Genomic DNA, 23,125 nt, shown 5'->3' on the forward strand with positions numbered 1-23,125 from the left:
TAGTCAAAGGTGAAGGATTCAAGCCGACCGAAGGGAGTAGAAAAGCATTTCGGTAATATCGTTTGGGCTTGCCGAAGTGAACGATACTACCGAAATGCGTATGACCCTCGATGCTGGGCGCAGGAGCGCTTGCCAAATTGCGGCTCGAGGTTCAATAAGCATCATTTATCAAAAAAACCAAAACCATGCTTGATGGTTTTAGTTTGCCGTGCCTAAACTACCTATAAGGCCACCTTGTGAAAGGAGACACATGGCAAGCACCCTCAGCGCAATCGAGACCCAGGCCATCACGGCCATCCGGATGCTGGCAGCCGACGCGGTAGAGCAGGCCAAAAGCGGGCATCCGGGCATGCCCTTAGGCATGGCACCGGCGGCTTATGTGCTTTGGAGCGACTTCCTCAAGCACAGCCCCACCCACCCCCACTGGCCCGACCGCGACCGGTTCGTGCTGTCGGCGGGGCACGGCTCCATGCTTCTGTATGCCCTGCTGCACCTCACCGGCTACGACCTGCCGCTCGACGAACTCCGGCGCTTCCGCCAGTGGGGCTCCAAAACCCCCGGCCACCCCGAGTACGGCCACACCCCAGGGGTGGAGGTGACCACCGGGCCTCTGGGCCAGGGCATCAGCACCGCGGTGGGGCTGGCCCTGGCCGAGCGCAAGCTGGCCGCCGAGTTCAACCGCGAGGGGCATACCCTCATAGATCACTACACCTATGTGCTGGCCTCGGACGGCGACCTGATGGAGGGGGTTTCGGGCGAGGCCAGCAGCCTGGCCGGGCACTGGGGGCTGGGGAAGCTGATTGTGCTGTGGGACGACAACCACATCTCCATTGACGGCAACACGGCGCTCTCCTTCGGCGAGGACGTGCTCGAGCGCTACCGGGCCTATGGCTGGCATACCCAGCGGGTCGATGGGGAAGACCTGACCGCGCTGCGCCAGGCCATCCGGGCCGCCCAGGTAGACGCCCGCCCCTCGCTAATTGCGGTACGTACGGTAATTGGGGCCGGCTCGCCCAAGGCCGGTAGCCACAAAGTGCACGGTGAGCCCCTGGGCCCGGAGGCCCTCGAGGCCACCCGCCACAACCTGAACTGGCCCCACCCGCCCTTCGAGATTCCCCGCGAGATCTACGAGCACTTCCGGGCCGCCGTAGCCCGGGGGCAGCGGCTCGAGGCCGACTGGAACGCCCGCCTCCAGCGTTACGCCGAGGCCTACCCCGAAGCAGCGCAGGAACTACTGCGCCGCCTCAAAGGCGAGCTACCCCCGCTGGACTGGGAGGCCCTTCTCCCCGGCTTTAGCGGCAAGCTGGCTACGCGGGCTGCCAGCGGCAAGGTGCTGGACGCGCTGGCCCCCCACCTCCCCGAACTGCTGGGCGGTAGCGCCGACCTGACCCCCTCCAACAACACCCAGGCCGCCGGGATGCAGCCCTTCTCCCGCGAGAACCCCAGCGGGCGCTACCTGCACTACGGGGTGCGGGAACACGCCATGGGGGCCATCCTGAACGGCCTCAACCTGCACGGGGGCTACCGCGCCTATGGGGGGACCTTCTTCGTTTTCTCGGACTACATGCGCCCGGCCATCCGCCTGGCCGCTCTGATGGGCACCCCCAGCATCTTCGTGCTGACCCACGACTCCATCGCCATCGGCGAGGACGGCCCCACCCACCAGCCCATCGAGCACCTGGCCAGCCTGCGGGCCATGCCCAACCTTTATGTGGTGCGGCCGGCCGATGCCCTCGAGACCGCCTACGCCTGGCGCCTGGCCCTGGAGCGCCGCCAGGGGCCTACCGCTTTGGTGCTCACCCGGCAGGCCCTGCCGGTGCTGGAGCGCGATGCCCTGGCAGGCGCCGAAGGCACCCTGAAGGGCGGCTATGTGATCGCCGAGCGGCCCAATGCCAAAGCGGCCATCGTGGCCACGGGCAGCGAGGTGGCCCTGGCCCTGGAAGCCCAGAAGCAGCTCGATGCCGAGGGGATTCCGGTACGGGTGGTGAGCCTGCCCTGCTGGGAGGCCTTTGAGGCCCAGCCCGAATCGTACCGCGAGGCCGTGCTGCCCAAGGGGTTGCCCACCCTGGCGGTGGAAGCCGGGGCCAGCCTGGGCTGGGAGCGCTACGCCGATGCGGTGCTGGGCCTCGATCACTTTGGCGCGAGCGCCCCTTACCCCGCCGTCTACGAGAACCTGGGCTTCCGGCCTGGCGCGGTGGCTCGAGCGGTGCTGGAACTGCTTCGGGTATGAGGCGGGTTCGAGTACACCCCCTGCCCCTGGCCGCCCTGCCGGAGGCCGAAGTGATGCTGGTGGTGGATGTGATAAGGGCCACCAGTACGGCGGTGATGTTTTTGGAGGCAGGGGCGCAGGCTCTGTGGCTTACCGCGGATCTGGAGGCGGCCCGTGCCCTGCGGCAAAACGGCGAACTGCTGGCGGGCGAGATAGGCGGGCTCAGACCCGAAGGCTTCGACTTTGGCAACAGCCCACGCGAGGCAGCGTTGGCCGAACTCTGGGGCCGCACGGTAATCCACGCCACCACCAACGGCACCAAGGCCGCCCACAAGGCCGCCCAGGTGGCCCGCGAGGTAATGCTGGCCTCGCTCCTGAACGCCCCCGCTGCTGTGCAGCAGGCGGCCCGGCTGGGCGACGAGGTGGCCATCCTGTGCGCGGGCAAGGAGGGGCAGGTGGGCTTAGACGACCTCTACACCGCCGGGGTGCTGGCCCAGGCCCTGCTGGCCGAAGGGTTTGAGCCGGTGGGGGATGGGGTGCAGATGGCCCTGCACCTGGCGCAAAAGCCCGCCCGCCCCCTGCTCGAGGCCTCCGAGGCGGCCCTGGCCCTGGTGCGCGAGGGGCTGGGCGAGGATGTGGCCTTCTGTGCCCAGCTGGGCCTTTCGGAGCGGGTACCCCGGCTGCTGGAACGGCGCGGGGAGGCCCTGGTTTTTGCCTGAGGGCGCGGCTGCAAGACTGTAGGGGGAAGCGTGCAAGCACTGATTTTTGATGTAGACGGGGTCATTGCCGAGACCGAGGAGGGCCACCGGCTGGCCTTCAACCGGGCCTTTGCCGAGGCGGGCCTCGAGATCGAATGGAATCGCGAACTCTACGAGCGGCTGCTGTGGGTGACCGGTGGCAAGGAACGCATCGCCCACTACCTCTACCACTGCCCCGAGTGCCCCAAACTGCTGGAGGCCGACATCGCCGGGCTTCACCGCCGCAAAACCGAACTCTACAACCAGATCGTGAGGGCGGGTGAGGTGCCCTTTCGTCCGGGGGTGCTGCGGCTGTGGCGCGAGGCCCGCCAGAAGGGGGTGCGCCTGGGCATCGCCACCACCACCTCGCTAGAAAACGTGCAGGTGTTGCTCGAGCAGGCCGGGCCGGAGGTGCCAGGCTGGTTTGAGTGCATTGTGGCGGGGGACATGGTGGCGAAAAAGAAACCCGCGCCGGACGTATATATCCAGGCCTTACAGCAGATGAGGCTGAAGCCGGGAGAGGCCCTGGCCATCGAAGACTCCCATAACGGCCTGATTGCCGCTCAGCAGGCGGGTCTGCCGGTTCTGATCACCTACAGCCACTACACCCGCAGCCAGTGCTTCGAGGGAGCCCTGGCGGTGCTGGATCACCTTGGCGAGCCGGAGCTGCCGGCCCAGGTGCGGCAAGGGCCTAAAAGCACTGGCCTGGTGGTGACGGTGGAGCTGCTGCGGGATTGGTTACACTTGGCGACGACGCACGGGTGAAACCCACTATGGTGCGGCACCTGATTGTCTTCAACACCCAAGCCCCAGAGGCCGAGGTGCAGCGGATGTTTGAGCAAGCCCGGAGGGTGCTGGGCCAGATTCCGGGGGTGGTGGGCTTCGAGCTGGGTAAGGCGGTGGGGGTGTCGCCCCGCTACCGCTATTTGCTGGTGGTGGATTTTGCCGATGAAAGCGTGATTACCTTCTACCGCGATCATCCCCTCCACCAGCAGTTCGCCAACACGGTGTTTCGCCCCATGGCCCCCGATCGACTCACCACCGATTTCCTGAGGCTGTTTCCGGAGGAGGTATGACCGCCGAGGTATTCCGCCGGATGCCCTACGCCGAGGCCGAGGCCAAAGCCCAGAAGGTGCTGGTAGACGGCTATGGGGAAGGGCTGGTGCTCCAGGGGAACGCGGGCTACTATGCGCTGTACTACCTGTTTGGCCTGCTGGGCCTGCGTGCGCCGGTGCCCTCGCACCCGCCCGACTGGGTGGCAGGGCCTCAGAGCGAGCCGGTTTTTATGGAGCCCTACCAGATGGCCCACTGGCTCGAGGCCAACGGGTATAACCTGTTTATCAACGAGTCGAAGTAGGAGGGGGTATGCCGGGGGTGCGTGAGTACGACGAACTGACCTATGCCGAGGCCAAACAACTGGCCCTGCGCCAGATGGGCGATGGTTATGGGGATGCCCTGATTCTGCACGATGACCGGGGTTACTGGGCGCTGTACTACTTCTACTGGAGCCAGGAGCCGCCCGCCCTGGCCAAGCCCCACTGGATGGAGGGGCCAGTGGCCGACCCGGCCGCCTTTCGTCCGCCTTACGAGACCAAGCTCTGGCTCGAGGAAAACGGCTACGAAAGTTTCCAAAACGACCTTGACTGACATCTAGTATCTAATCGGAGCGTTGCTTTTGCAGACAGAGCCCCGGGAGCGGCCCAAACAAGGAAACGAGAATCCTCTGTAAACGGTGTGTAAGTACCCGGCAAACCAGCGTCTGATCGTCGTGATAGTGACCCAGAATAAGCCGGTGTGAATATGAGTGCGCTTCCTCGCCTTAACCGCCTGCTGGCTCCCGATGGCCGCTGTCTGGATGTGGCCCTGGATCATGGCATTTTTGGAGAGGGGAGCTTTCTGCAGGGCATTGAGAACCTGGCCCAGGCGGTAGCCACCCTGGTGCAGGCCGGCCCCGATGCCATCCAACTGACCCCCGGCCAGGCCCACCTTTTGCAACACCTGCCCGGTAAAAACAAGCCGGCTTTGGTGCTGCGAACCGACACCACCAACGTCTATGGCCCACGCCTGCCCCGCGTGCTGTTTTCCGAACTGATGGAGGAGGTTCTCGAGCAGGCCATCCGCTGGGATGCAGCCTGTGTGGTGGTCAACCTGCTGTGGCTGCCCGACCAGCCCGAGCTTCTGCGCGAGAGCCTGCGCAACGTGGCCCGGCTCAAACCCCTCACCGAGCGCTATGGCTTCCCCTTGATGGTGGAGCCTTTGGTGATGCAGGCCGGGGGGTATAGCGTGGACGGGGATGTGGAAAAGATTGTGCCGCTGGTGCGCCAGGCGGTGGAGTTGGGGGCCGACCTGATCAAGGCCGACTTCACCACCGACCTCAGCCAGTACCACCGGGTGGTGGAGGCAGCCTCGAGCAGGCCGGTGCTGGTGCGGGGAGGGGGCCGCGTAGACGATGCCACCCTGCTGGAGCGCACCTACCTGGTGTTGCAACAGGGCGCAAAAGGGGTTGTCTATGGGCGCAACATCATCCAGCACCCCAGGCCGCTGGATCTGGTGCGGGCTTTGATGCAGGTCGTGCACCAGGGGGCCACCCCCGAGGCAGCCCTGGAAGCCCTGCGGGCTGGGGCATAATGGGGAGGGAGATGATGCGCTCGAGCCCAGAAACCTATCACCTGATGACCGACGATACCCCATCGCGGGATCGGGGTGTATTGCCGCCCGATGATCCCCTGCGCCTTCAGCTCCACAACGAACTGCATGCCCGCCCCACCCCCCGCATCCGCCTGCCGGCCCTGGTGGTGCAGGTGGCGGTGCGGCACGAGGGGGTTTCGCGCGAAGCCGAGCTCGAGCACCTGCGCCAGCTCTCGGGCCTGGGGGAACTCGAGCTCGACCAGCTCGCCGGCACCTACCTGCGCCTGCGCCTGCCGGGGGGCTCGCTGCGCTGGGAGCGGCACACCGAGTTCAGCACCTATACCCTGGTGCAACACCTGCCCGCCATTGCGCCCAGCCCCGACGCCGATCTCCTGGGCCATCTAGTGGTGGACACAAGCTGGCTGCGGGGGATTCCCGGTCGTACCCTTTCGGCGGTCAAGCTGATTATGCTGCACGGGCCGGTGGAGGAGGCACTCAACATCGCCCGTCCCTGGCTCGGTGCGCACGGGGTGGTGGCCTCGCTGATGGGCCGGAATGGGCATAGCTGCGCCGTGACCGATTTCCGCCTGCGGCAAAGCGGTTTTGAGCGCATGGTGGTGGTGGCCCCGCCGGAGACCAGCGAGACCCGCGCAGGCCGTATTGCGGCCCGGCTCTTGGAGATGGAGGCCTACCGCATGATGGCCTTGCTGGGGTTTCCGGTGGCCCGGAGCTTGCGGCCCATGCTGCTGGAATCGGAGCAGGCCCTGGCCCAGATGACTGCCCGCATCCGCGATACCAACCAGGCCGATGCCGGTTTGCTGGACGAGCTCGAGGCTCTGGCGGCCAGGGTGGAGCACGCTATGGCTGAGCACGGCTACCGCTTTAGCGCCACCGCAGCCTACCACGCCCTGGTCAGGGCCCGCCTGGCCGAACTGCGCGAGGCCCCCATCCCCGGCACCCAGACCATCGGCGAGTTTTTGCAGCGCCGCTTCAGCCCGGCCATGGCCACGGTGGACTCCACCGCCCAGCGCCTGGCCGCCCTCTCCCAGCGCATCGAGCGGGCCGGGGCCCTGCTGCGTACCCGCGCAGACATCGCCCTCGAGACCCAGAACCAGGAGCTTTTGCACAAACTCAAGCGCGGCCAGGAGATGCAGTACCAGCTCCAGCGCACCGTCGAGGGCCTCTCCATTGCGGCCATCTCCTACTATGTGGTGGGCTTGCTGTACTACCTCTTCAAGGCCGGTAAGGAGGCCGGCCTGCCCATCTCGCCCGAGCTGGCGGCAGGGCTGGCCATCCCGGGGGTGATGGCCGCGGTCTGGTGGCTTACCCGCCAGATTCACCACCGGCTGACCGCACAGCAAGGCCGGGAGTAGCGGCTTGCTCAGGAAAGCAGCATATCCCGCAAGGCTTCGGCGGCGGGGTTGCCCAGCTCTTCAGGGTAGATCAGCCAGAAAAGCCGCCGCAACTCCATGCCCTTAATCCGCAACGCCCGCAGGTTGCCCACCTTGACGTTGGGCCGCACCACCACATTGGAAACGATACCCACCCCGGCCCCCTCGAGCACCAGCCGCTTGGTGACCTCGTGGTTGTCGGTGTAGAAGATGGGGTTGACCTCGAGGCCGGCCTGCTCCAGGGCCGATCCCAATACCCGGTAGGTCATGGCCCCAGGCTCCCGCACGATGAGCGGAACTTCGGCCAGCAACTCGGGGGCGATTTCGTCCTTTCGGGCCCAGGGGTGCTCGGGGGGCACGATGACCACCAGCTCATCCTCGTAAAAGAGTTGCCGCTGGAAGCCTGGCAGGTGCTCGATGGCCTCCACCACGGCCAGCTCAATTTCACCTTGCACCAGCTGTTGGGTCAGGCGTTCGGAGCTGCCACTCTCTAGCTTGATGCGAATGTCCGGGTACAGCCGCTTGAACTCGGTTAGGTAACGCGGCAGCACATACACCGCCATGGTAGTCGCGGCACCAATCTCCACCCGCCCGGTCTCGAGGCGCTCTAAGGCCTGAGCTGCTTGCATAAAACTTTCCAGCGCCTCTATGGCACGCCGGGCTTCTGGCAGCAAGTTCTGGCCCACCTTGGTCAGTATCAGGCGCCGACCCTGGCGCAGAAAAAGCGGCTGGCCGATTTGCTGCTCCAGGGCCCGCAGGTGCTGACTTACTCCCGGCTGGGTCATGCCTAGGCTCAGGGCTGCGCGGCCCACGCTGCCCTCCTGTACCACGCACAAAAATACCCGCAGGGCCTGGGGATTGGGAAAGGGGCGCCGTTCAATCATAAGCATATGTTATCAAAAACTTGTAAATAAAACTTGCACTATTTGTCACAAATGCCTACTCTGGGCCTACCAGGAGGTGAGATATGCTGGCCATCGAACGCCCTACCCGTAACCTGTCGTTGGATCTGGTGCGCAGCACCGAGGCCGCAGCTTTGGCGGCGGCCCGCTGGGTGGGGCTGGGCAACAAGAACGACGGCGACCAGGCTGCGGTAGATGCCATGCGGCTGCTCCTGGGCAGCATTCCCATGCGGGCTCGAGTGGTCATCGGCGAGGGCGAGAAAGACAAGGCCCCCATGCTCTACAACGGCGAAGAACTGGGCACCGGCCAGGGCCCCGAGACCGACCTGGCCGTGGATCCCATCGAGGGCACCCGGCTGGTGGCCCACGGGCGGGGTGGGGCCATCAGCGTGATTGCTGCGGCGGAAAGGGGCGGGCTCTTCAACCCCGGCCCTGGCTTTTACGCGGCCAAGCTGGTGGTAGGGCCCGAAGCAAAGGAGGCTATTGATCTGGCCGCTAGCCCCGAGGAGAACCTGCGCGCGATTGCCAAAGCCCTGGGCAAGAAGGTGCGGGAGATGACGGTGTTCGTGCTGGACAAACCCCGCCACGCCCGGCTCATAGACCAGATTCGCTATGCCGGGGCGCGGGTCAGCCTGCATACCGATGGGGATGTTGGCGGGGCCCTGGCTGCGGTGCTGCCCGATACCGGTATTGACGTGCTGATGGGCACGGGCGGAACTCCCGAAGGGGTTATTGCGGCGGTAGCGGTCAAGGCCCTGGGCGGGGGGATGCAGATGCGGCTCGACCCCCAGAGCGAGGAGGAGCGCTGGGCCCTGGTCAACAGCGAGTACAGCACCCAGCGTATCTACACCCTCGAGGAGCTTTGCCCCGCCGAGGACACCCAGTTTGCCGCCACCGGTATCACCGACGGGCAGTTTTTGCGCGGCGTGCGCTACAGGGGTGCCTATGCCCTAACCCACAGCCTGGTGATCCGGGGCCACACCGGCACCCTGCGCTACATCGAGTCGCACCATCGCCTGGAGAAACTGCGGGCGATTAGCGGAGAGCTTTACTGAAGGAGGTTTAAGGTGATTCAAGATAAAGAGGCCAAATACAAAAAGGGCGGTGTGGTGGAGTACCGCGAGATGGGCTACTGGCAGCCCGACTACGAACCCAAAGAAACCGATACCATTGCCCTTTTCCGCATCACCCCACAGCCGGGCGTGGAGCCCGAAGAGGCCGCTGCGGCGGTGGCGGGGGAGTCCAGCACCGCGACCTGGACGGTGGTCTGGACGGATCGTCTGACCACCCTCGAGCGCTACCAGGCCAAGGCCTACCGGGTGGAGCCGGTGCCCGGTAACCCTGAGCAGTACTTCGCCTGGATTGCCTACGACCTGGCGCTGTTTGAGGAAGGCTCCATCGCCAACATGACCTCCTCCATCATCGGCAACGTGTTTGGTTTCAAAGCCCTCAAGGCGCTGCGGCTGGAAGACCTGCGGGTGCCGGTGGCCTACCTCAAGACCTTCCTGGGGGCGCCCCACGGCATCCCGGTGGAGCGCGACCTCCTGAACAAGTATGGCCGCCCCATTTTGGGCGCCACCGTCAAACCCAAGCTGGGGCTTTCGGGCCGCAACTATGGCCGGGTGGTCTACGAGGCCCTGGTAGGCGGGCTCGACTTCACCAAGGACGACGAAAACATCAACTCCCAGCCTTTCATGCGCTGGCGCGACCGCTTCAACTACGCCCAGGAGGCGGTGATGCGGGCTGAGCAGATGACCGGTGAGCGCAAGGGCCACTACATGAACGTGACGGCAGGCGACATGGAGCAGGTCTACGAGCGCCTCGAGTACGCCAAAGAGATTGGTTCAGTCATCGTGATGGTAGACCTGACCATGGGGTATACCGCCCTGCAGTCGGTTTCCAAGTGGTGCCATAAGAACGGCATGATTCTGCACCTGCACCGGGCCTCCCACGCCACCTTTACCCGCCAGAAGTCGCACGGTATCAGCTTCAGGGTGCTGGCCAAGTGGATGCGGATGCTGGGGGTGGATCACATCCACGCTGGTACGGCGGTGGGGAAGCTCGAGGGCGACCCCAACCTGACCCGCGGCTACTACGACATCCTGCGCCTGCAACATGTCAAGCCCGACCCGGTCAAGGGCATTTTCTTTGAGCAGGACTGGGGCTACCTGCCGGCGGTGATGCCGGTGGCCTCGGGCGGCATCCATGCTGGCCAGATGCACCAGCTTTTGGATCTGTTCGGCGACGATGTGGTGCTGCAGTTTGGTGGGGGTACTATCGGCCATCCCATGGGTATTGCGGCAGGCGCAACCGCCAACCGCGTGGCCCTCGAGGCCATGGTGATGGCCCGCAACGAAGGCCGCGATTACCTGAACGAAGGTCCGCAGATTTTGCGGGAAGCGGCCAAAAATTCCCCTGCTCTGGCGGCGGCCCTCGAGCTCTGGAAGGATGTCACCTTCGACTACACCTCCACCGACACCGCCGATGTGCTGCCCACGCCCACCCTGTGAGGAGGTTTTATGCGTATCCACCAAGGAACTTTTTCTTTCCTGCCCGACCTGACCGACGAGCAAATCGAAAAGCAGATTGATTACATCCTGCGCAATGGCTGGTCGGTCTCCATCGAGTACACCGACGACCCCCACCCCTACAACACCTACTGGCTGATGTGGGGCCTGCCCATGTTCGACCTCAAGGACGCAGCCGCGGCCATGTTCGAGTTCAAGAAGTGCCGCGAAGCCTTTCCAAACCACTACATCAAGATCAACGGCTTTGATTCCAGTCCCATGTGGCAGGCCCAGCGGGTGAGCTTCATCGCCCACCGGCCCACCCAGGACGACCCTGGCTTCCGCCTCAAGCGCACCCTGTGGTCGGACGGGCGGGTGCAGAAGTACGGCCTCGAGCCCTACGCCACCGATAAACCCGCCGGAGAACGCTACTAGCGAGGCCCACCATGACCGAGACCCAGCACGCTGCCGACCTTAAGACCCTGCTCCAGGAAACCGGGGTGCCCGAGGTGCTGGAGCGACTCGACCAGGAGTTGATTGGGCTGGCCCCGGTCAAAGGGCGCATCCGCGAGATTGCAGCCTATCTGGTGGTGGACAAGCTGCGGCGTGAGCTGGGCCTGGGGGGGTCGCGCCCGGTGCTGCACATGGCCTTTACGGGCAACCCTGGTACCGGCAAGACCACCGTGGCGATGCGCATGGCCACCATCCTGAACCGCCTGGGCTACATCCGGCGCGACCACCTGGTGGTGGCCAGCCGCGACGATCTGGTAGGCCAGTACATCGGCCACACCGCACCCAAAACCAAAGAGGTGCTGAAGCGGGCCATGGGCGGGGTGCTCTTTATTGACGAGGCCTACAGCCTGTACCGCTCGGAGAACGAGCGGGACTACGGTCAGGAGACCATCGAAATTCTGTTGCAGGTGATGGAAAACCAGCGGGAAGACCTGGTGGTGGTGCTGGCGGGCTACGCCGATAAGATGGAGCAGTTCTTCAGCTTGAACCCCGGTATGCGCTCGCGCATTGCCCACCACATTCAGTTCCCCGACTATTCCCACGACGAACTGGTGGCCATTGGGCAATTGATGCTTCGCGAGCAGAACTATTATCTGAGCGAAGCGGCAGCCCAGGCTTTTTCCGAGTACGTGGCCTGCCGGATGCGACTGCCCAACTTTGCCAATGCCCGTAGCATCCGCAACGCCATTGATCGCTTCAAGCTGCGCCAGGCCCGTCGCCTGTTCGAACGGGGGGGGCAGGTCTCCACCGATGACCTGCGCCGCATCGAGGAAGCCGACATCCGGGCCAGCCAGGTATTTCTGGAGTGCCAGGAGTTAGAGAAAGGAGGGGAGCATGCCCCATAGACCTTTTATGCTGGGCATCGCAGGCGATTCGGGGGTGGGCAAGACCACCATCAGCAGCGGCATCGCTCGCTTGCTGGGGCAGGAGCGCACCACCAATATCTGCGTGGACGACTACCACAAGTACGACCGTAAACAGCGGGCAGAGCTGCAAATCACCCCGCTCAACCCGGAGTGCAACTACATGGACATCATGGAGCAGCACGTGCGGCTGCTCTCGCTGGGCGAGCCCATCTTGAAGCCGGTATACAACCACTCCACCGGTACCTTCGACCCACCGGTGTACATCCCGGCCCCCCGGCCCATCGCCGAGGGAAATCGGCATATTCCCCGGGCGGTGGTACTCGAGGGCCTACTCACCCTGTTTTCTCAGCCCATGCGCGAACGCTACCACCTTAAGGTCTACATCGACCCCGAGGAAGACCTGCGCCGGGAGTGGAAGGTCAAGCGCGATGTGAGCAAGCGCGGCTACACCCCCGAGCAGGTAGTAGCCGATATCGAGCGGCGTATGCCGGACTCCAAAGCCTATATCTGGCCGCAGAAGGAGTACGCCGACATCGTGGTGCGCTTCTATCGGCCCCCCGGCTACGACCCCGAGAAACCCAGCACCCTCTCGGTGCGCATTACCCTCAAGCGCAGCCTGCCCAAACTCGACCTGACCGAGGTGCTGCACTCGGCCTACGAGGACGAACCCTCGGTCATCCGGCTCGAGGCCCGCAAAGAAGCCGACGTGCTGGATATCTCGGGGGGCATGGAGCCAGAGCGGGCTGCCGTCTTCGAACGCCTGATCTGGGAGCAACTCGGCCAGCACGCCGAGCACTTCAACCCCGAACTTATTGGCACTTTCTGGGACAAAGGGGGGCAGAGCTACCCACTGGCCCTGACTCAACTGGTTATCGCGTATTATCTGGTACATATGCGCGAGCAAGCCATCCAGAAAGGAGCCCTGGCCTATGCCTAAACTCCTGGTAGCCCCGTCCATCCTCACCGCCGATTTTGCCCGCCTGGGCGAACAGATCCGCGAGGCCGAGGCGGCGGGGGTGGACTGGATTCACCTGGACGTGATGGACGGGCGCTTCGTGCCCAACCTGACCTTTGGCCCGCTGGTGGTGGAAGCCATCCGCAAGGTCACCGCCTTGCCCCTGGACGTGCACCTGATGATTGTGGAGCCCGAGCGCTACATAGCCGACTTCGCCCGGGCCGGGGCCGACTGGATTACGGTGCACCACGAGGCCACCCCTCACGCCCACCGGGCGGTGCAGCAGATCAAAGAACTGGGCAAGAAAGCCGGTCTGGCTATCAACCCCGGCACGCCCCTCGAGGCTTTGCTACCCCTGCTGCCCGAACTCGACCTGGCCCTCCTGATGAGCGTGAACCCCGGCTTTGGTGGGCAAAAGTACATCCCCGCCAGCACCGAGCGCATCCGCCGGCTGAGCGGCCTGCGCCAGCACCTGAACCCGGCCTGCCTGATCCAGGTAGACGGGGGTATCAAGCCCGAGAATGTGGCCGAGGTGTTCCGGGCCGGGGCCGATGTGGTGGTGGTCGGCAGCGCCTTGTTTAATAACCGGCCTGTGGCCGAAAATATGGAAAAACTGATGGGAGAGGTATATGCCGCTGGCTCTAGGTAAAGACGTTCTCGAAAAAGCACGGCGCGAAGGCTATGCTGTGCCCAGCTTCAACACCAACAACCTCGAGATCACCCAGGCCATCCTCGAGACCGCCGAGGCCCTCCGGGCCCCGGTCTTCATCCAGGTCTCGGATGGGGCCCGCAAGTACGCCGGGCTGGAGAACCTGTCCAACCTGGTGCGGGATATGGCCAGCCGGGTCAGCGTTCCGGTGGTGCTGCACCTCGACCACGGAGCCGATTACAAGATGGTCTTGCAGGCCCTCCGGGCTGGGTTTACCAGCGTGATGATAGATGCCTCGCACCATCCTTTCGAGGAAAACGTGCACGAGACCAAAAAGTGCGTGGAGGCGGCCCATGCCGTGGGGGTGAGCGTGGAGGCCGAGCTGGGGCGCCTGCAGGGTATCGAGGACAACATCGTGGTAGATGCCAAAGATGCCTTCCTCACCGACCCCGACGAGGCCGCGCGCTTTGTGGAGGCCACCGGGATTGACTACTTAGCCATCGCCATCGGCACCTCCCACGGGGCCTACAAGGGCAAGGGGCGGCCCTACATTGACCACGCCCGCCTCGAGCAGATCGCCGCCAAAGTCTCCCTGCCGCTGGTGCTGCACGGCTCCTCGGGCGTGCCGCAGTGGCTCAAGGACAAGATGGCTGCTACCGGGGCCGACCTGGGCGACCCCACCGGTATCCACGACGAAGACGTAAAAAAAGCCATTCCCAACGGCATCGCTAAAATTAACATTGACACCGACCTGCGCCTGGCCCTCACCGCTGGCATCCGCGAGGTGGTGGTGGGCAACCCCAAAGAGTTCGACCCCCGCAAAATCCTGGGTAAGGGGCGGGACTACCTCAAGCAGGTCATCAAAGAAAAGTTCGAGCTGATGGGCACGGTGGGCCGCGCGTGAACCGCCTTGAGCAGGCCATTCAGAACCTACTCTGGAACGCCCGCTGGGTGATGCTGCTGCCGGTGGTGGGGCTTCTGGCCGGGGCCGTCTATTTTGCGGTGCAGACGGGGCTCGAGGTCTGGCGGGCCCTGGGCTCGGGGAGCCTGGATAAAGCCCTGCCCCTGATGGTGGGGGCCGTAGACCTGGCCCTGCTGGCCTCGGTGCTCATCATCTTTGCCCTGGGCCTGTACGAGCTCTTTATCGCCGATATCCGGCGGCCCGAGGGGGGCCTTAACAACGTGCTGGTGGTTAAAAGCCTCAACGACCTCAAGACCAAGCTCGGCCAGGTGATCCTGATGATTCTGATCGTCAAGTTTTTCGAGAAGGCCCAGGCCTTTGCGCCCAAAGCCGCCCTCGACTTCCTCTTCTATGCCGGTGCAGTGGCCCTGCTGGGGGCGGCCTTGTGGCTGGTACAGGCCGAAAAGTCCGGCAAATAACCTTTAGTTATCCCTTTGATAACCCCAGGTGGCTTGCAAACGGAATCTGGCTGTTCATACTATAAGCTGGAGGTGATACAACTTGATCAAACGTAATATTTCCCTGCTGCTTGCCTCGGCCACGCTAGTGCTGGGCTTGGGTGTTCTGCAGACGGCTGCAGCCCAGGCCAGCCCCCTCTACGCCCAGTGCCAGGGCTGCCACCAGCCCACCGGCGCCGGTATCCCTGGGGTCTTCCCCCCGCTGGCGGGCCACGTACCCGAGATTCTGGCCGCCAAGGGTGGCCGCGAGTTCCTGATCCAGGTGCTGCTCCATGGCCTGCAAGGGCAGATTACCATCAAGGGGGCCAAATACCAGGGGGCCATGCCCGCCTATGCCCAGCTCAAGGATGAAGATATCGCGGGGTTGCTTAACCACATCTCCACCCAGTGGGGCAACAAGTTCCCCGCGGGCCAGCAAGCCTTTACCGCGGCTGAGGTCAAAGCCCAGCGCGCCAAAACCATGACGGCTGCGCAGGTGCTCGAGGCCCGCAACAAGCTGGGCTTGAAGTAAACCCACACAACAAAAACACCCAGGCCCGCGGGTCTGGGTGTTTTTTATCAGAACCTCATTGTATCCAGTGCAGGGGTTGGGGTGGTCAGATTATCTTGCGCAGAATCATGGCGATGTGGCCTTTGCTAAGCTCGGCATCGCCCGCCGCGGCCTGCGCCTCCCAGGCATTCAGGTATTCTTCCAGCACCACGCTGGCCACCGAGTCCATGGCCTTACGGGTTGCGTTGATCTGATCCAGTAGCTCGCCCAGAGGGCGTCCTTCCTCGGCCATCCGCTGCAAGCCGCGTACCTGCCCCTCGATGCGCTTGAAGCGCCGGAGGATGCCTTCCAGGGCTTCGGGGTCGGTAAGCGGGCGGTCTAGCTTGGATTTGCCAGGGTTCATTGGCCCCTCCGCTCACAGCCGCTCTTGCAGCCACTCGGGGGTTATCTTGAGGAAGAAGCTGTTGAGCTGGGTGTAGGTGCCGGTAAGCAGGAGAATCCCTACCGCGATCAGCACCACACCCGCCACAATTTCCACCGCATGGGAAAGCCGGGCGGCGCGCCTCAGGAAGGCTCGAGCCCGTTCGGCAAAAAGGGCCACCAACATAAAGGGCACGGCCAGCCCCAGGATGTAGGCCACCAGCAGATGGATGCCCCCGCCGGTGGCGGTGAGGGTGAGGATGCCCCCCAAAATGGGGCCAATGCAGGGTGTCCAGCCCAGCCCCAGCACGATGCCCAGCACGAAGGCCCCCCAGGGGCGGTCGGTGGGGCCCTGGTAGCGCAGGTTCACCCCCCACTTGGGCTTGAGGCCCAGCATATAGAGCCCCAGCAGGATGAGCACCCCGCCCCCAATGCGCCCCAGCAGGTCGCGGTACTCGAAGAGCAAGCCCCCCAGCAGGGTAAAGGGCAGGCCCAGCAAAAAGAAGATGGCCGAAAAGCCCAGCACAAAGAAGAGGGCGTTGCGGATGGGGCGGCCCTGCTGTCCCCCCAGGTATAGCAGGTAGGTGGGCACCAGGGGGAGCACACAGGGCGACAGGAACGAGAGGATTCCTGCCAGGAAAGCGATGGGGAGGCTCAGGGTCATGGTCTGGGCTCGAGGACTACCCCAAGACCGGGCAGGTCGTGGGCACTTTGGTGTGCTCGGCGTAGGGGATGACGGTGGCTTTGCTCACCTCTTCGCGGGCCCGGGCGGTGGTGCGGAACAGGTCGCGCAGGGCCTGGTTCTGGGCCCGGAAGAACTCATCGAACTGGGGATTGCCTAAAAAGCCCATGGCGTAGGCTTCGTCCTTGGCAGCGTCGTACTCGAGCACCACCGCAGCCAGGGCGTGGGGGGCGGGCCCCCCTTTGACCTCGCCGCCCCGGGTCACGTCGAAAGCCGAAAGGTGTGAGCAGCAGACCATCCGGGGGCCGCGGTTTCCTTCGGGCTTGTAGTAGCCCATGGCCCCCAGGTTGGGGGCAGCGTAGCTGTAGGCGTGCGGGCAGATGCTGGTATAGGCCACGATGCTCTTGCCCTTGCCCACCCCACCAGGCCAGCGGTAGTTCTTACCGTCCGGCATCTTCACGTCCACCGGGGAGAGCTCGGCGTCCACATTGACCAGGATGTTGGGGGTGGCTGCAAAGGGATAGGCAAAAACAAAGGGCTCGTGGGGCTTGAGGGTGCTCAGCTTGAGGGGGTTGCCGGCCTTGTCCACTAGCAGGGCTTTGGGGAAGCTAGTGGCGCTGGACTGGGCCTGCACGAACTCGAGCATTCCCAAAGGCGAAAGCTTGAGCAGCAGGCCCAGGGAGGTACCTTTGGCCAGCAGGTCGAGAAAATTGCGTCGATCCATGCTTAACCTCTAGGGGAGCCTGATCCAGGGGAAGCGTTTCTGGGTGTTGGGGTCGAGCTCCAACAGGGCGCGGGCCGGCATCTGCACCTTGGGCAGGGTCTGGGCGTTCATGGGCTCACTGCCGTCAATGACCCCGTTCTGATACAGGATGTAGGCCACCACTGCATACACCTCGTCGTTGCTGAGGATGCCCGGCGTGGCAAAGGGCATGGCCCGGCGGGTGTAGTCGAAGAGGGTGGTGGCGTACTGCCAGTAGTTCCCGATGGCAAAGTCCACCGAGTCCACCTCTTTGGTGATGGGGAAGGGCTCGGAGACCAGCCGGGTAAAGGCCCCCCCTTCGCCGGCAGCGCCGTGGCAGCTCGCACAGTGGGTGGCATAGACCTTAGCCCCCTCATCTACCGTGCCCTGGCCGGGGGGCAGCCCCACCCCGTTGGCCAGGATGGAGGGTCGGATGTTCCACTCCTGCACCTCCTGCTCGCTGAGTGGGGTGCCAATCTGGTAGCGCCCCTGGGCCAGCACCAAAGCCGAGAGGGCCAGGGCCGAAAGGGCCACATAGAACCACTTGCGCCGCATCACGATTCACCTCCACAGCCGCCCCGACCCACCGCGCCGAGCCGGGCGGGGGCTCCGGCCAGGGTCTTGTCACCATTGACCACCTTGCCATCGGCCCCAATCCGCCAGGCCTGGATGGCGTTGTAGTGGTAGCGGTTGTTGCGGGCCCACTTAGCGAAAAACTCCTCCTGGGTGGGCTGGGTGTTGCCTTTTTCGTCCCAGGCCCGGCTCATGATAACCGTCTCGCGGCCATCCCAGACCCAGTTGTACTTGAAGCGCACCACCGAGAGCGCATCGGGGGCGGGCTCGAGGCTGGCCTGTTTCCAGGTTTTGCCCCCGTCCAGCGAGATCTCCACCCGGCGGATGCGCCCGTGGCCGCTCCAGGCCAGGCCGCGAATCTCGTGGAAGCCCCGCGAAATCTGCTGCAACCCCGAAGGATAGGTGATGATGGACTCCGGATCCATCACCCAGGTAAAGGCATAGATTTTGCCGTCGGCCATCACGTCGGTGTATTCCGAGGTCTCGTCCTTGCTCATCACCGGGGTGTCGGTCACCTGGATACGCCGCAGCCACTTGACCTGGATGCTCCCCTCCCAGCCCGGCACCACCAGGCGCACTGGATAGCCCTGCTCGGGCCGGATGGCCTCGCCGTTTTGGGCGTAGGCCACCAGCACATCGTCCAGGGCCTTTTCCAGCGGCAGGCTGCGGGTATAGGCGGCAGCGTCCTGCCCCTCGGGAATTAGCCAGCGGGCGCCTTCCTTGAGGCCCGCTTCCTTGAGCAGAATCGAAAGGGGCACCCCCGTCCAGGAAGAGTTGGAGACCAGGCCCCGGCTGCGGGTGGCGGTCAGGGTCATGTCGGGGGGGTTGCGGTAGCCGTTCTGGCCGTTGCCGGCGCACTCGATGAAGTAAGTACGGGTGACCGAGGGCAGGCGCTTGAGGTCTTGCAGGGTGAACATCAGGGGCCGCTCGACCATCCCGTGAATTACCAGCCGGTAGTCGGCCGGGTTCACGTTGGGCACGCCCCCGTGGTGCCGCTCGAAATGCAGCGAGCTGGGGGTAATGACGCCCTCGAGCTTCTCCAACGGGGAAAAGTCGGCGCCGGTGTGGCGGCTGCGCAGGTTGGGCGAGATATAGCGAATCACGTCCTTTTCAAACTCGCTGCGCTCGCCATACTCGCGCAGGGTAGTCCCCAACACCTTCATGGTGTCGGTAGCGCCTTGGGGAATTTTGCTCTGGGCCAGACCCCCGGAGAGCTTTACAAAGGCTCCGGCAGCCGCCCCTTTGCTCAGGAGTTGCAACAGTTTACGACGGTTCATCCGGTATGTTCTCCTTGGATGGGGTGGGGTAGACGCAGCCCCCACCCCGTGCCCCAGGCTCAAGCACCTGGGCCAAACATGTCGCCCCACAGGCCTCGAGCCCACTCCAGGGCCAGTGCGCCATTGGGCTTGGAACGGTTGTTATCTACAGTGGACTGCTGCCGAATCTGCCGGGTGGCCTCGTCCCAGTTGTGCTTATGCGAGACCCAGATGGACTCCTCGCTGCTTACAAAGCTATAGCAGATGTTGTCGGGCAGCGGGTTGGCAATCTCATCCGGGCGCTTGCCAGCAATGCGCTGGGCGATGTGTTCGGCGATGATCTTGCCGTCGTTGTAGGCCACCTGCCCGCTCTTGGGGTAGGGCACGTTGCCAATCACGTCGCCGATGATGTAAACCCGGTCGTCCCGCTCGGAGAGGAACGAAGGTAGCCGCACGTTGGCCCAGCGGTCGCCCAGCCCTGCCGTGCGTACAATTTCGCCAGCTTTCATGGGCGGGATGATGTTAGCCATGTCGAACTTGAACTCGCCCAGGGGGGTCTTGACTTCCTTCCTGGCGTAGTCAATGGCCGTGACCTCGGCCTGAGGAATGTACTGGATGTAGTCTTTGTAGAGATCGTTGTAGGCGGCAATAAAGCCAGGGCCTTTGGAGACGGGGCCGGGGTTGGCGTCCAGCACAATCACCTTGCCCTTGATCTGGTTGGTCTTGAGGTAGTAGGCCAGCATGGCCGCCCGTTCATAAGGCCCTGGGGGGCAGCGGTAGGGCGGCTTGGGGATGGCCAGCACCAGATCGCCGCCCTCGAAGTTGTCGAGCTGGCGTTTGAGGGCGATGTGCTCCCAGGGCTTGAAGCCCACTGGTAGGAACTGCTTGACCTCGCTGTAGCCCTGGATGGCCTCGTACATGTAGTCAATGCCGGGCGAGACCACCAGGTAGTTGTAGAAGACCAGGCCGCTGGTGGTACGCACATAGCGGCCCGCCCGGTTGACCTCGATGGCCCGCTCGTTGATGATGGTGACCCCAGCCTTGGCCACATTGGTGTAATCGAAGACGATGAAGTCGAGATCCTTCACCCCGCCCAGGTACAGGTTACTCATAGGGCAGGACATGAAGGCGGGGTTTTTCTCGATCAACACTACCTCGATGTTGGGGTTCTTGCGCCGCAGGTGCCGGGCCGTGCTCACGCCACCCCAGCCCCCGCCGATAATCACCACGCGGTTGCCCCTGGCCGGCCCCAGCACGCTGCTGGGCTTGCTGAAAAACTCCTGGGCAAAGGCGCTGCTGGCTGCCGCCGCACCCGCTGCCGCACCCGCTGCCGCACCCGCTTTTAGAAGCTTACGACGCGTTACCTTGCTCATGCTTCCTCCCATAACCCGAGCCACCCCGGAGGCCTCTTCTCCGGTATCTTCCGTGTGCTTGGGCTTAGACGTAAGTTTAACAGATTTTATCCAAGCACACGAAAGCTATAACGTTGGGTTATAGCGCCTATTGCCGGGGGCGATAGGGTTGGCCGCCGACCCCTTCCAGAATCTGGCTCATCACCCGCCGGGCTTCCTGGAGCATGCCCATGGTTTTCTGGTTTTGCGCCACGCCTGGCATGATACCCATCAGCATGGGCTCAATGGCCCCTACCAGCACGCCGCCGGGCATGGGGGCCACAAAGAAACGGCAGGGCGCGGCAAAGCCACCGGCAGGCTGGGCCATGAACATCTCGTAGGCCCACTCGCTCTTGCAAGGCTGGATGCCGACTACCTCGCCCATCTTGACCGAGGGCAGCACGTTGAGGCCGTTATTCCCCAGCTCGCTTTCGATTAAGAGGGTGAGTTCATCCACGTTGCCCCCCTCGACCACGTACATCAGGGCTGGCATCATGCCGGAGCTGGGGTCGGGCATCATGGCCGGTGCCACCTTACGGGGCAGCCCCAGGCTGGCAATTACCGCTTTGAGCTTGGCCCCCAAGAGCCGGCTCTTGGTGTTTTTGACCCCCAGCATGGCAAACATCAGGTCGGGGTCGAAGGTGCCCACCGTGACCATCCCAGGCCGGGCGGCGTGCACGTAGATGGTGGGGGGCAGGATGATGGCGGTCATCACGTTTTCCTGCACCGCAGCCAGCACCCCGGCCTCGGGCTCGAGCACCATCAGCAGGTAGTCGGGGAAGTCGGCCTTGAAGTTTTTGACCTGTCCACCCAGGTTCAGGGTGCGGGCCACCTTGAGCCCCTGGGCGCCAACGGCGGCCTCGACCTGGGCCTGGGCCTCGGCCACGCTAACCCCGCGCAGGGTGGTTTCCAGCGACTGGGCCAGGGCCGATAGCGAGAGAATAAAACCCAATAACAGCGTCCACTTGATCTTCATAGGCCTCCTCTAGGGTCTTTGTACCGGCAGGCCCAGCTCGAGCCAGGCCCGAAAACCCCCATTCAGGTTCTTGACTTCGCGGTAGCCCAGGGCCCGCAAATAGGCCGCCGCCACCGCACTGACATGCCCGGTGCCGCAATAGACCAGGATGGGCTTATCTTTTTCTTTGGGTAGCTCACCCAGACGGTCGGGTAGCTGGCTGATGTGGATGTGCACCGAGCCGGGCAGGAAGCCCCTCGAGCGCTCCTCGGCGGTGCGAACGTCCAGGATAAAAGGCTCGAAGACCTCTACAAAGTCCTTGGCCTCGGCGGCGTAGAGCAGGTAGCTGGCGGGGTTTGTTTTCTTGATGAAGTTGCCCATCTCCTGCAGTGAGGCCGGGCTCATCTCCTGGGCCAGGCCCAGGCTACCCAGCAGTACCAGCACAATCCAACCCCTACGCATAGATGCCTCCTTTAGCGGGTGAACCCTGGTAGTTCGGTGAACGTGTTCTTGCCCTTGGTGGCCTCGGTCAGCATATACACGGAGAGGGCAATCATGGGTTCGGAGTAGTGATCGGGCGGGTGAATGCCCACCGACTCGTAGCAGAAGGCGATGCGGTCTTGCAGGGTGTAGAGTTTGTCGGCCTCGAAGCGGTAGGCGGGCCACTCGTTGGATAAGCCCTGGCGCGGGCTGCGCACCGGCGAGAGCCGCACCCGGCCCCCGGCGTAGGCATCGTGACAGATGGCGCAGTTCATGTCGCGGTCGCCGGCCCGGTGGTACCACAGCTCGCGGCCCAGGTTGTACATGGCGATCTCCTGGGAGGTTTTGGGCACCACATTGATGGGCATCTCGCTGGACTTGGAGGCCACGTAGGCGGTGAGGGCTTTCACATCATCGCGCTTGATTTCTTCGGGTTTGAAGCCCTGTAGCCGCACCATGCAGCTCACGATGCGCGTCTCGAGGTCCTCCACCCGCCTGGTATCGGCAAAGTAACGGGGGAGCTGCGTCAGGGCGCCCTCGAGCTTCCCCGGCCCCAGGCCGAAGTCGCAGGCCTCGAGGCTGGCGTTCTTGGGGCCGCGCTTCTGGGCAAAAAGCTCTTCGCCTTGGGCGGCATACAGCTCGCCGGGCAGGATGCCGGCAGTCTGGCGGAACAGCTCCCGCTGCCGCTCAGCTTCCTTGTAGGGGTCTACTTCTTGCTGCTGGGTGAGGGCGATGCTCAGGCCCAACCCCAGCGCCAACAAAAATCCAATCCACAGGCTGCGGTTGCGCATAACATCACCTCTTGGCATTGACCGGCGAGGCCGGGTCGAGCAGGAAAGCGGTTACGTGGGCGGTTTCCTCCGGGGTCAGAATGCCGTGGTGGCCGGCCCGGTACATCAGCGAGCAGGGCATGGAAGCCCAGGCGTTGTAAATCTTGTCGTAGGTGTACTTGACCACCGCCTCGCTGGTGCCGCGCTGTCCGTAATTCACCAGCCCTGGCCCCATCCGCCCGGCCCCTGCTTCCTTGGGGTCGCCGGTGTGGCAGGCGTAGCAGTTACCCTTGCGGGGATTGGTGAAAAGGGCCTCGCCCTGTTTCCAGTCCCCCATCAGCTTGCCGTCGGCGGGGTACTTAATCAGAGCCCGCTGGCGCTCGAGGAAGGCCCCTACCAGCTCTGGGGGCAGTTTGTCGCGGTACTGCGAGCACAGGGCCTGGTCGGGATCTTGCTTCATGGTCTCAGCAAACTTACTGCCGCCGCTCTGAATAGCCTGCTGCACCCGCTGCTGAAAGGGGCCCTGCTGGGAAAGGGTGAGCCCCGCCAGCAGCACGACTAAAACTCCTAAGGTATACCTTTTCTTCACT

At 63.8% G+C, this 23,125-nt stretch carries 28 protein-coding genes; 17 read left to right on the forward strand and 11 right to left on the reverse strand.

The genetic code is table 11. The features are described from left to right. Positions 1-250 precede the first annotated feature (250 nt). From tkt to Q0X18_RS15530, 8 genes are all read left to right on the forward strand, one after another. Positions 251-2,230 (forward strand): transketolase, encoded by a 1,980-nt coding sequence (tkt, locus tag Q0X18_RS15495; protein WP_297563886.1) that lies wholly within the window; start codon positions 251-253, stop codon positions 2,228-2,230. Beyond that, complete coding sequence (locus Q0X18_RS15500; RefSeq protein WP_297563887.1) at positions 2,227-2,928, forward strand: 2-phosphosulfolactate phosphatase; 702 nt, start codon at positions 2,227-2,229, stop codon at positions 2,926-2,928. The genes tkt and Q0X18_RS15500 overlap by 4 nt, the downstream gene beginning before the upstream one ends. A gap of 30 nt (positions 2,929-2,958) precedes the next feature. Next, the gene (locus Q0X18_RS15505) at positions 2,959-3,711 is read left to right on the forward strand and encodes an HAD family hydrolase (RefSeq protein WP_297563888.1); all 753 of its coding nucleotides are present in this window, start codon (positions 2,959-2,961) and stop codon (positions 3,709-3,711) included. Between the two features lie 8 nt (positions 3,712-3,719). After that, complete coding sequence (locus Q0X18_RS15510; protein ID WP_297563889.1) at positions 3,720-4,022, forward strand: Dabb family protein; 303 nt, start codon at positions 3,720-3,722, stop codon at positions 4,020-4,022. After that, positions 4,019-4,303 (forward strand): annexin VII, encoded by a 285-nt coding sequence (locus Q0X18_RS15515; protein WP_297563891.1) that lies wholly within the window; start codon positions 4,019-4,021, stop codon positions 4,301-4,303. The genes Q0X18_RS15510 and Q0X18_RS15515 overlap by 4 nt, the downstream gene beginning before the upstream one ends. A gap of 8 nt (positions 4,304-4,311) precedes the next feature. Further along, positions 4,312-4,593: a hypothetical protein gene (locus Q0X18_RS15520; RefSeq protein WP_297563892.1), complete on the forward strand. Its 282-nt coding sequence runs from the start codon at positions 4,312-4,314 to the stop codon at positions 4,591-4,593. Positions 4,594-4,746: 153 nt separating this feature from the next. Further along, the gene (locus Q0X18_RS15525) at positions 4,747-5,574 is read left to right on the forward strand and encodes a class I fructose-bisphosphate aldolase (RefSeq protein WP_297563894.1); all 828 of its coding nucleotides are present in this window, start codon (positions 4,747-4,749) and stop codon (positions 5,572-5,574) included. Between the two features lie 11 nt (positions 5,575-5,585). Further along, positions 5,586-6,947, forward strand: a complete 1,362-nt coding sequence (locus Q0X18_RS15530; RefSeq protein ID WP_297563895.1) for a DUF3422 family protein — start codon at positions 5,586-5,588, stop codon at positions 6,945-6,947. Positions 6,948-6,955: 8 nt separating this feature from the next. On the opposite strand, the gene Q0X18_RS15535 is transcribed toward Q0X18_RS15530, so the two are convergent. After that, complete coding sequence (locus tag Q0X18_RS15535) at positions 6,956-7,849, reverse strand: LysR family transcriptional regulator (protein ID WP_297563897.1); 894 nt, start codon at positions 7,847-7,849, stop codon at positions 6,956-6,958. A gap of 83 nt (positions 7,850-7,932) precedes the next feature. Between Q0X18_RS15535 and glpX the strand changes: the two genes are divergently transcribed. The 9 genes from glpX (at position 7,933) to Q0X18_RS15580 (ending at position 15,287) form a co-directional block, all read left to right on the forward strand. Next, complete coding sequence (glpX, locus tag Q0X18_RS15540) at positions 7,933-8,922, forward strand: class II fructose-bisphosphatase (RefSeq protein ID WP_297563899.1); 990 nt, start codon at positions 7,933-7,935, stop codon at positions 8,920-8,922. Positions 8,923-8,934: 12 nt separating this feature from the next. Continuing rightward, complete coding sequence (locus Q0X18_RS15545; RefSeq protein ID WP_297563900.1) at positions 8,935-10,377, forward strand: form I ribulose bisphosphate carboxylase large subunit; 1,443 nt, start codon at positions 8,935-8,937, stop codon at positions 10,375-10,377. A 9-nt stretch (positions 10,378-10,386) separates the two neighbouring features. Beyond that, the gene (locus Q0X18_RS15550; protein WP_297563903.1) at positions 10,387-10,809 is read left to right on the forward strand and encodes a ribulose bisphosphate carboxylase small subunit; all 423 of its coding nucleotides are present in this window, start codon (positions 10,387-10,389) and stop codon (positions 10,807-10,809) included. Positions 10,810-10,820: 11 nt separating this feature from the next. Continuing rightward, positions 10,821-11,732 (forward strand): CbbX protein, encoded by a 912-nt coding sequence (cbbX, locus tag Q0X18_RS15555; protein ID WP_297563904.1) that lies wholly within the window; start codon positions 10,821-10,823, stop codon positions 11,730-11,732. Then, entirely contained in the window at positions 11,722-12,690 is a 969-nt protein-coding gene (locus Q0X18_RS15560) for a phosphoribulokinase (RefSeq protein ID WP_297563906.1), read from the forward strand. The genes cbbX and Q0X18_RS15560 overlap by 11 nt, the downstream gene beginning before the upstream one ends. After that, a complete protein-coding gene (gene rpe / locus Q0X18_RS15565; protein WP_297563907.1) occupies positions 12,683-13,357 on the forward strand; it encodes a ribulose-phosphate 3-epimerase in 675 nt (224 codons plus the stop codon). The genes Q0X18_RS15560 and rpe overlap by 8 nt, the downstream gene beginning before the upstream one ends. Next, positions 13,338-14,261, forward strand: a complete 924-nt coding sequence (fba, locus tag Q0X18_RS15570; RefSeq protein WP_297563909.1) for a class II fructose-1,6-bisphosphate aldolase — start codon at positions 13,338-13,340, stop codon at positions 14,259-14,261. The genes rpe and fba overlap by 20 nt, the downstream gene beginning before the upstream one ends. Continuing rightward, entirely contained in the window at positions 14,258-14,737 is a 480-nt protein-coding gene (locus tag Q0X18_RS15575; protein ID WP_297563911.1) for a YqhA family protein, read from the forward strand. Before fba ends, Q0X18_RS15575 begins: the two co-directional genes overlap by 4 nt. Before the next feature lie 82 nt (positions 14,738-14,819). After that, positions 14,820-15,287: a cytochrome c gene (locus Q0X18_RS15580; RefSeq protein WP_374707538.1), complete on the forward strand. Its 468-nt coding sequence runs from the start codon at positions 14,820-14,822 to the stop codon at positions 15,285-15,287. Between the two features lie 85 nt (positions 15,288-15,372). Here Q0X18_RS15580 and Q0X18_RS15585 read toward each other — a convergent pair whose 3' ends face one another. The 10 genes from Q0X18_RS15585 to soxX form a co-directional block, all read right to left on the reverse strand. Next, entirely contained in the window at positions 15,373-15,669 is a 297-nt protein-coding gene (locus tag Q0X18_RS15585; RefSeq protein ID WP_297563913.1) for a metal-sensitive transcriptional regulator, read from the reverse strand. Positions 15,670-15,681: 12 nt separating this feature from the next. Further along, entirely contained in the window at positions 15,682-16,350 is a 669-nt protein-coding gene (locus tag Q0X18_RS15590; RefSeq protein ID WP_297563916.1) for a cytochrome c biogenesis CcdA family protein, read from the reverse strand. Between the two features lie 16 nt (positions 16,351-16,366). After that, on the reverse strand, positions 16,367-17,092 hold the full coding sequence (locus Q0X18_RS15595; RefSeq protein ID WP_297563919.1) for a Rieske 2Fe-2S domain-containing protein: 726 nt from the start codon (positions 17,090-17,092) through the stop codon (positions 16,367-16,369). Positions 17,093-17,101: 9 nt separating this feature from the next. Further along, positions 17,102-17,665 (reverse strand): c-type cytochrome, encoded by a 564-nt coding sequence (locus Q0X18_RS15600; protein ID WP_297564016.1) that lies wholly within the window; start codon positions 17,663-17,665, stop codon positions 17,102-17,104. After that, positions 17,665-18,960, reverse strand: a complete 1,296-nt coding sequence (gene soxC, locus Q0X18_RS15605) for a sulfite dehydrogenase (RefSeq protein ID WP_297563920.1) — start codon at positions 18,958-18,960, stop codon at positions 17,665-17,667. The genes Q0X18_RS15600 and soxC overlap by 1 nt, the downstream gene beginning before the upstream one ends. A 59-nt stretch (positions 18,961-19,019) precedes the next feature. Next, positions 19,020-20,312, reverse strand: a complete 1,293-nt coding sequence (locus tag Q0X18_RS15610; RefSeq protein WP_297563922.1) for an FAD-dependent oxidoreductase — start codon at positions 20,310-20,312, stop codon at positions 19,020-19,022. 127 nt (positions 20,313-20,439) lie between these two features. After that, positions 20,440-21,306, reverse strand: a complete 867-nt coding sequence (locus tag Q0X18_RS15615) for a translation initiation factor 2 (RefSeq protein WP_297563923.1) — start codon at positions 21,304-21,306, stop codon at positions 20,440-20,442. 9 nt (positions 21,307-21,315) lie between these two features. Further along, positions 21,316-21,747 (reverse strand): rhodanese-like domain-containing protein, encoded by a 432-nt coding sequence (locus tag Q0X18_RS15620; protein ID WP_297563924.1) that lies wholly within the window; start codon positions 21,745-21,747, stop codon positions 21,316-21,318. A gap of 11 nt (positions 21,748-21,758) precedes the next feature. Then, positions 21,759-22,556 carry a sulfur oxidation c-type cytochrome SoxA gene (gene soxA / locus Q0X18_RS15625; RefSeq protein ID WP_297563926.1) on the reverse strand — a complete coding sequence of 266 codons (798 nt, stop codon included), beginning with the start codon at positions 22,554-22,556 and terminating at the stop codon, positions 21,759-21,761. A gap of 4 nt (positions 22,557-22,560) precedes the next feature. Next, on the reverse strand, positions 22,561-23,124 hold the full coding sequence (soxX, locus tag Q0X18_RS15630) for a sulfur oxidation c-type cytochrome SoxX (RefSeq protein WP_297563927.1): 564 nt from the start codon (positions 23,122-23,124) through the stop codon (positions 22,561-22,563). Position 23,125: the final 1 nt, after the last annotated feature.

It is taken from the genome of Meiothermus sp. (genome assembly GCF_026004075.1).
Taxonomy (GTDB): Bacteria; Deinococcota; Deinococci; order Deinococcales; family Thermaceae; genus Meiothermus.

What these genes read in the sequence shown, in the direction of transcription:
- tkt (WP_297563886.1), top strand. Translation starts at nt 251, where the DNA reads ATGGCAAGCACCCTCAGCGCAATCGAGACCCAGGCCATCACGGCCATC.
- Q0X18_RS15500 (WP_297563887.1), top strand. Translation starts at nt 2,227, where the DNA reads ATGAGGCGGGTTCGAGTACACCCCCTGCCCCTGGCCGCCCTGCCGGAG.
- Q0X18_RS15510 (WP_297563889.1), top strand. Translation starts at nt 3,720, where the DNA reads ATGGTGCGGCACCTGATTGTCTTCAACACCCAAGCCCCAGAGGCCGAG.
- Q0X18_RS15515 (WP_297563891.1), top strand. Translation starts at nt 4,019, where the DNA reads ATGACCGCCGAGGTATTCCGCCGGATGCCCTACGCCGAGGCCGAGGCC.
- Q0X18_RS15520 (WP_297563892.1), top strand. Translation starts at nt 4,312, where the DNA reads ATGCCGGGGGTGCGTGAGTACGACGAACTGACCTATGCCGAGGCCAAA.
- Q0X18_RS15525 (WP_297563894.1), top strand. Translation starts at nt 4,747, where the DNA reads ATGAGTGCGCTTCCTCGCCTTAACCGCCTGCTGGCTCCCGATGGCCGC.
- Q0X18_RS15530 (WP_297563895.1), top strand. Translation starts at nt 5,586, where the DNA reads ATGATGCGCTCGAGCCCAGAAACCTATCACCTGATGACCGACGATACC.
- Q0X18_RS15535 (WP_297563897.1), bottom strand. Translation starts at nt 7,849, where the DNA reads ATGATTGAACGGCGCCCCTTTCCCAATCCCCAGGCCCTGCGGGTATTT.
- glpX (WP_297563899.1), top strand. Translation starts at nt 7,933, where the DNA reads ATGCTGGCCATCGAACGCCCTACCCGTAACCTGTCGTTGGATCTGGTG.
- Q0X18_RS15550 (WP_297563903.1), top strand. Translation starts at nt 10,387, where the DNA reads ATGCGTATCCACCAAGGAACTTTTTCTTTCCTGCCCGACCTGACCGAC.
- cbbX (WP_297563904.1), top strand. Translation starts at nt 10,821, where the DNA reads ATGACCGAGACCCAGCACGCTGCCGACCTTAAGACCCTGCTCCAGGAA.
- Q0X18_RS15560 (WP_297563906.1), top strand. Translation starts at nt 11,722, where the DNA reads ATGCCCCATAGACCTTTTATGCTGGGCATCGCAGGCGATTCGGGGGTG.
- rpe (WP_297563907.1), top strand. Translation starts at nt 12,683, where the DNA reads ATGCCTAAACTCCTGGTAGCCCCGTCCATCCTCACCGCCGATTTTGCC.
- fba (WP_297563909.1), top strand. Translation starts at nt 13,338, where the DNA reads ATGCCGCTGGCTCTAGGTAAAGACGTTCTCGAAAAAGCACGGCGCGAA.
- Q0X18_RS15585 (WP_297563913.1), bottom strand. Translation starts at nt 15,669, where the DNA reads ATGAACCCTGGCAAATCCAAGCTAGACCGCCCGCTTACCGACCCCGAA.
- Q0X18_RS15590 (WP_297563916.1), bottom strand. Translation starts at nt 16,350, where the DNA reads ATGACCCTGAGCCTCCCCATCGCTTTCCTGGCAGGAATCCTCTCGTTC.
- Q0X18_RS15595 (WP_297563919.1), bottom strand. Translation starts at nt 17,092, where the DNA reads ATGGATCGACGCAATTTTCTCGACCTGCTGGCCAAAGGTACCTCCCTG.
- Q0X18_RS15600 (WP_297564016.1), bottom strand. Translation starts at nt 17,665, where the DNA reads ATGCGGCGCAAGTGGTTCTATGTGGCCCTTTCGGCCCTGGCCCTCTCG.
- soxC (WP_297563920.1), bottom strand. Translation starts at nt 18,960, where the DNA reads ATGAACCGTCGTAAACTGTTGCAACTCCTGAGCAAAGGGGCGGCTGCC.
- Q0X18_RS15610 (WP_297563922.1), bottom strand. Translation starts at nt 20,312, where the DNA reads ATGAGCAAGGTAACGCGTCGTAAGCTTCTAAAAGCGGGTGCGGCAGCG.
- Q0X18_RS15615 (WP_297563923.1), bottom strand. Translation starts at nt 21,306, where the DNA reads ATGAAGATCAAGTGGACGCTGTTATTGGGTTTTATTCTCTCGCTATCG.
- Q0X18_RS15620 (WP_297563924.1), bottom strand. Translation starts at nt 21,747, where the DNA reads ATGCGTAGGGGTTGGATTGTGCTGGTACTGCTGGGTAGCCTGGGCCTG.
- soxA (WP_297563926.1), bottom strand. Translation starts at nt 22,556, where the DNA reads ATGCGCAACCGCAGCCTGTGGATTGGATTTTTGTTGGCGCTGGGGTTG.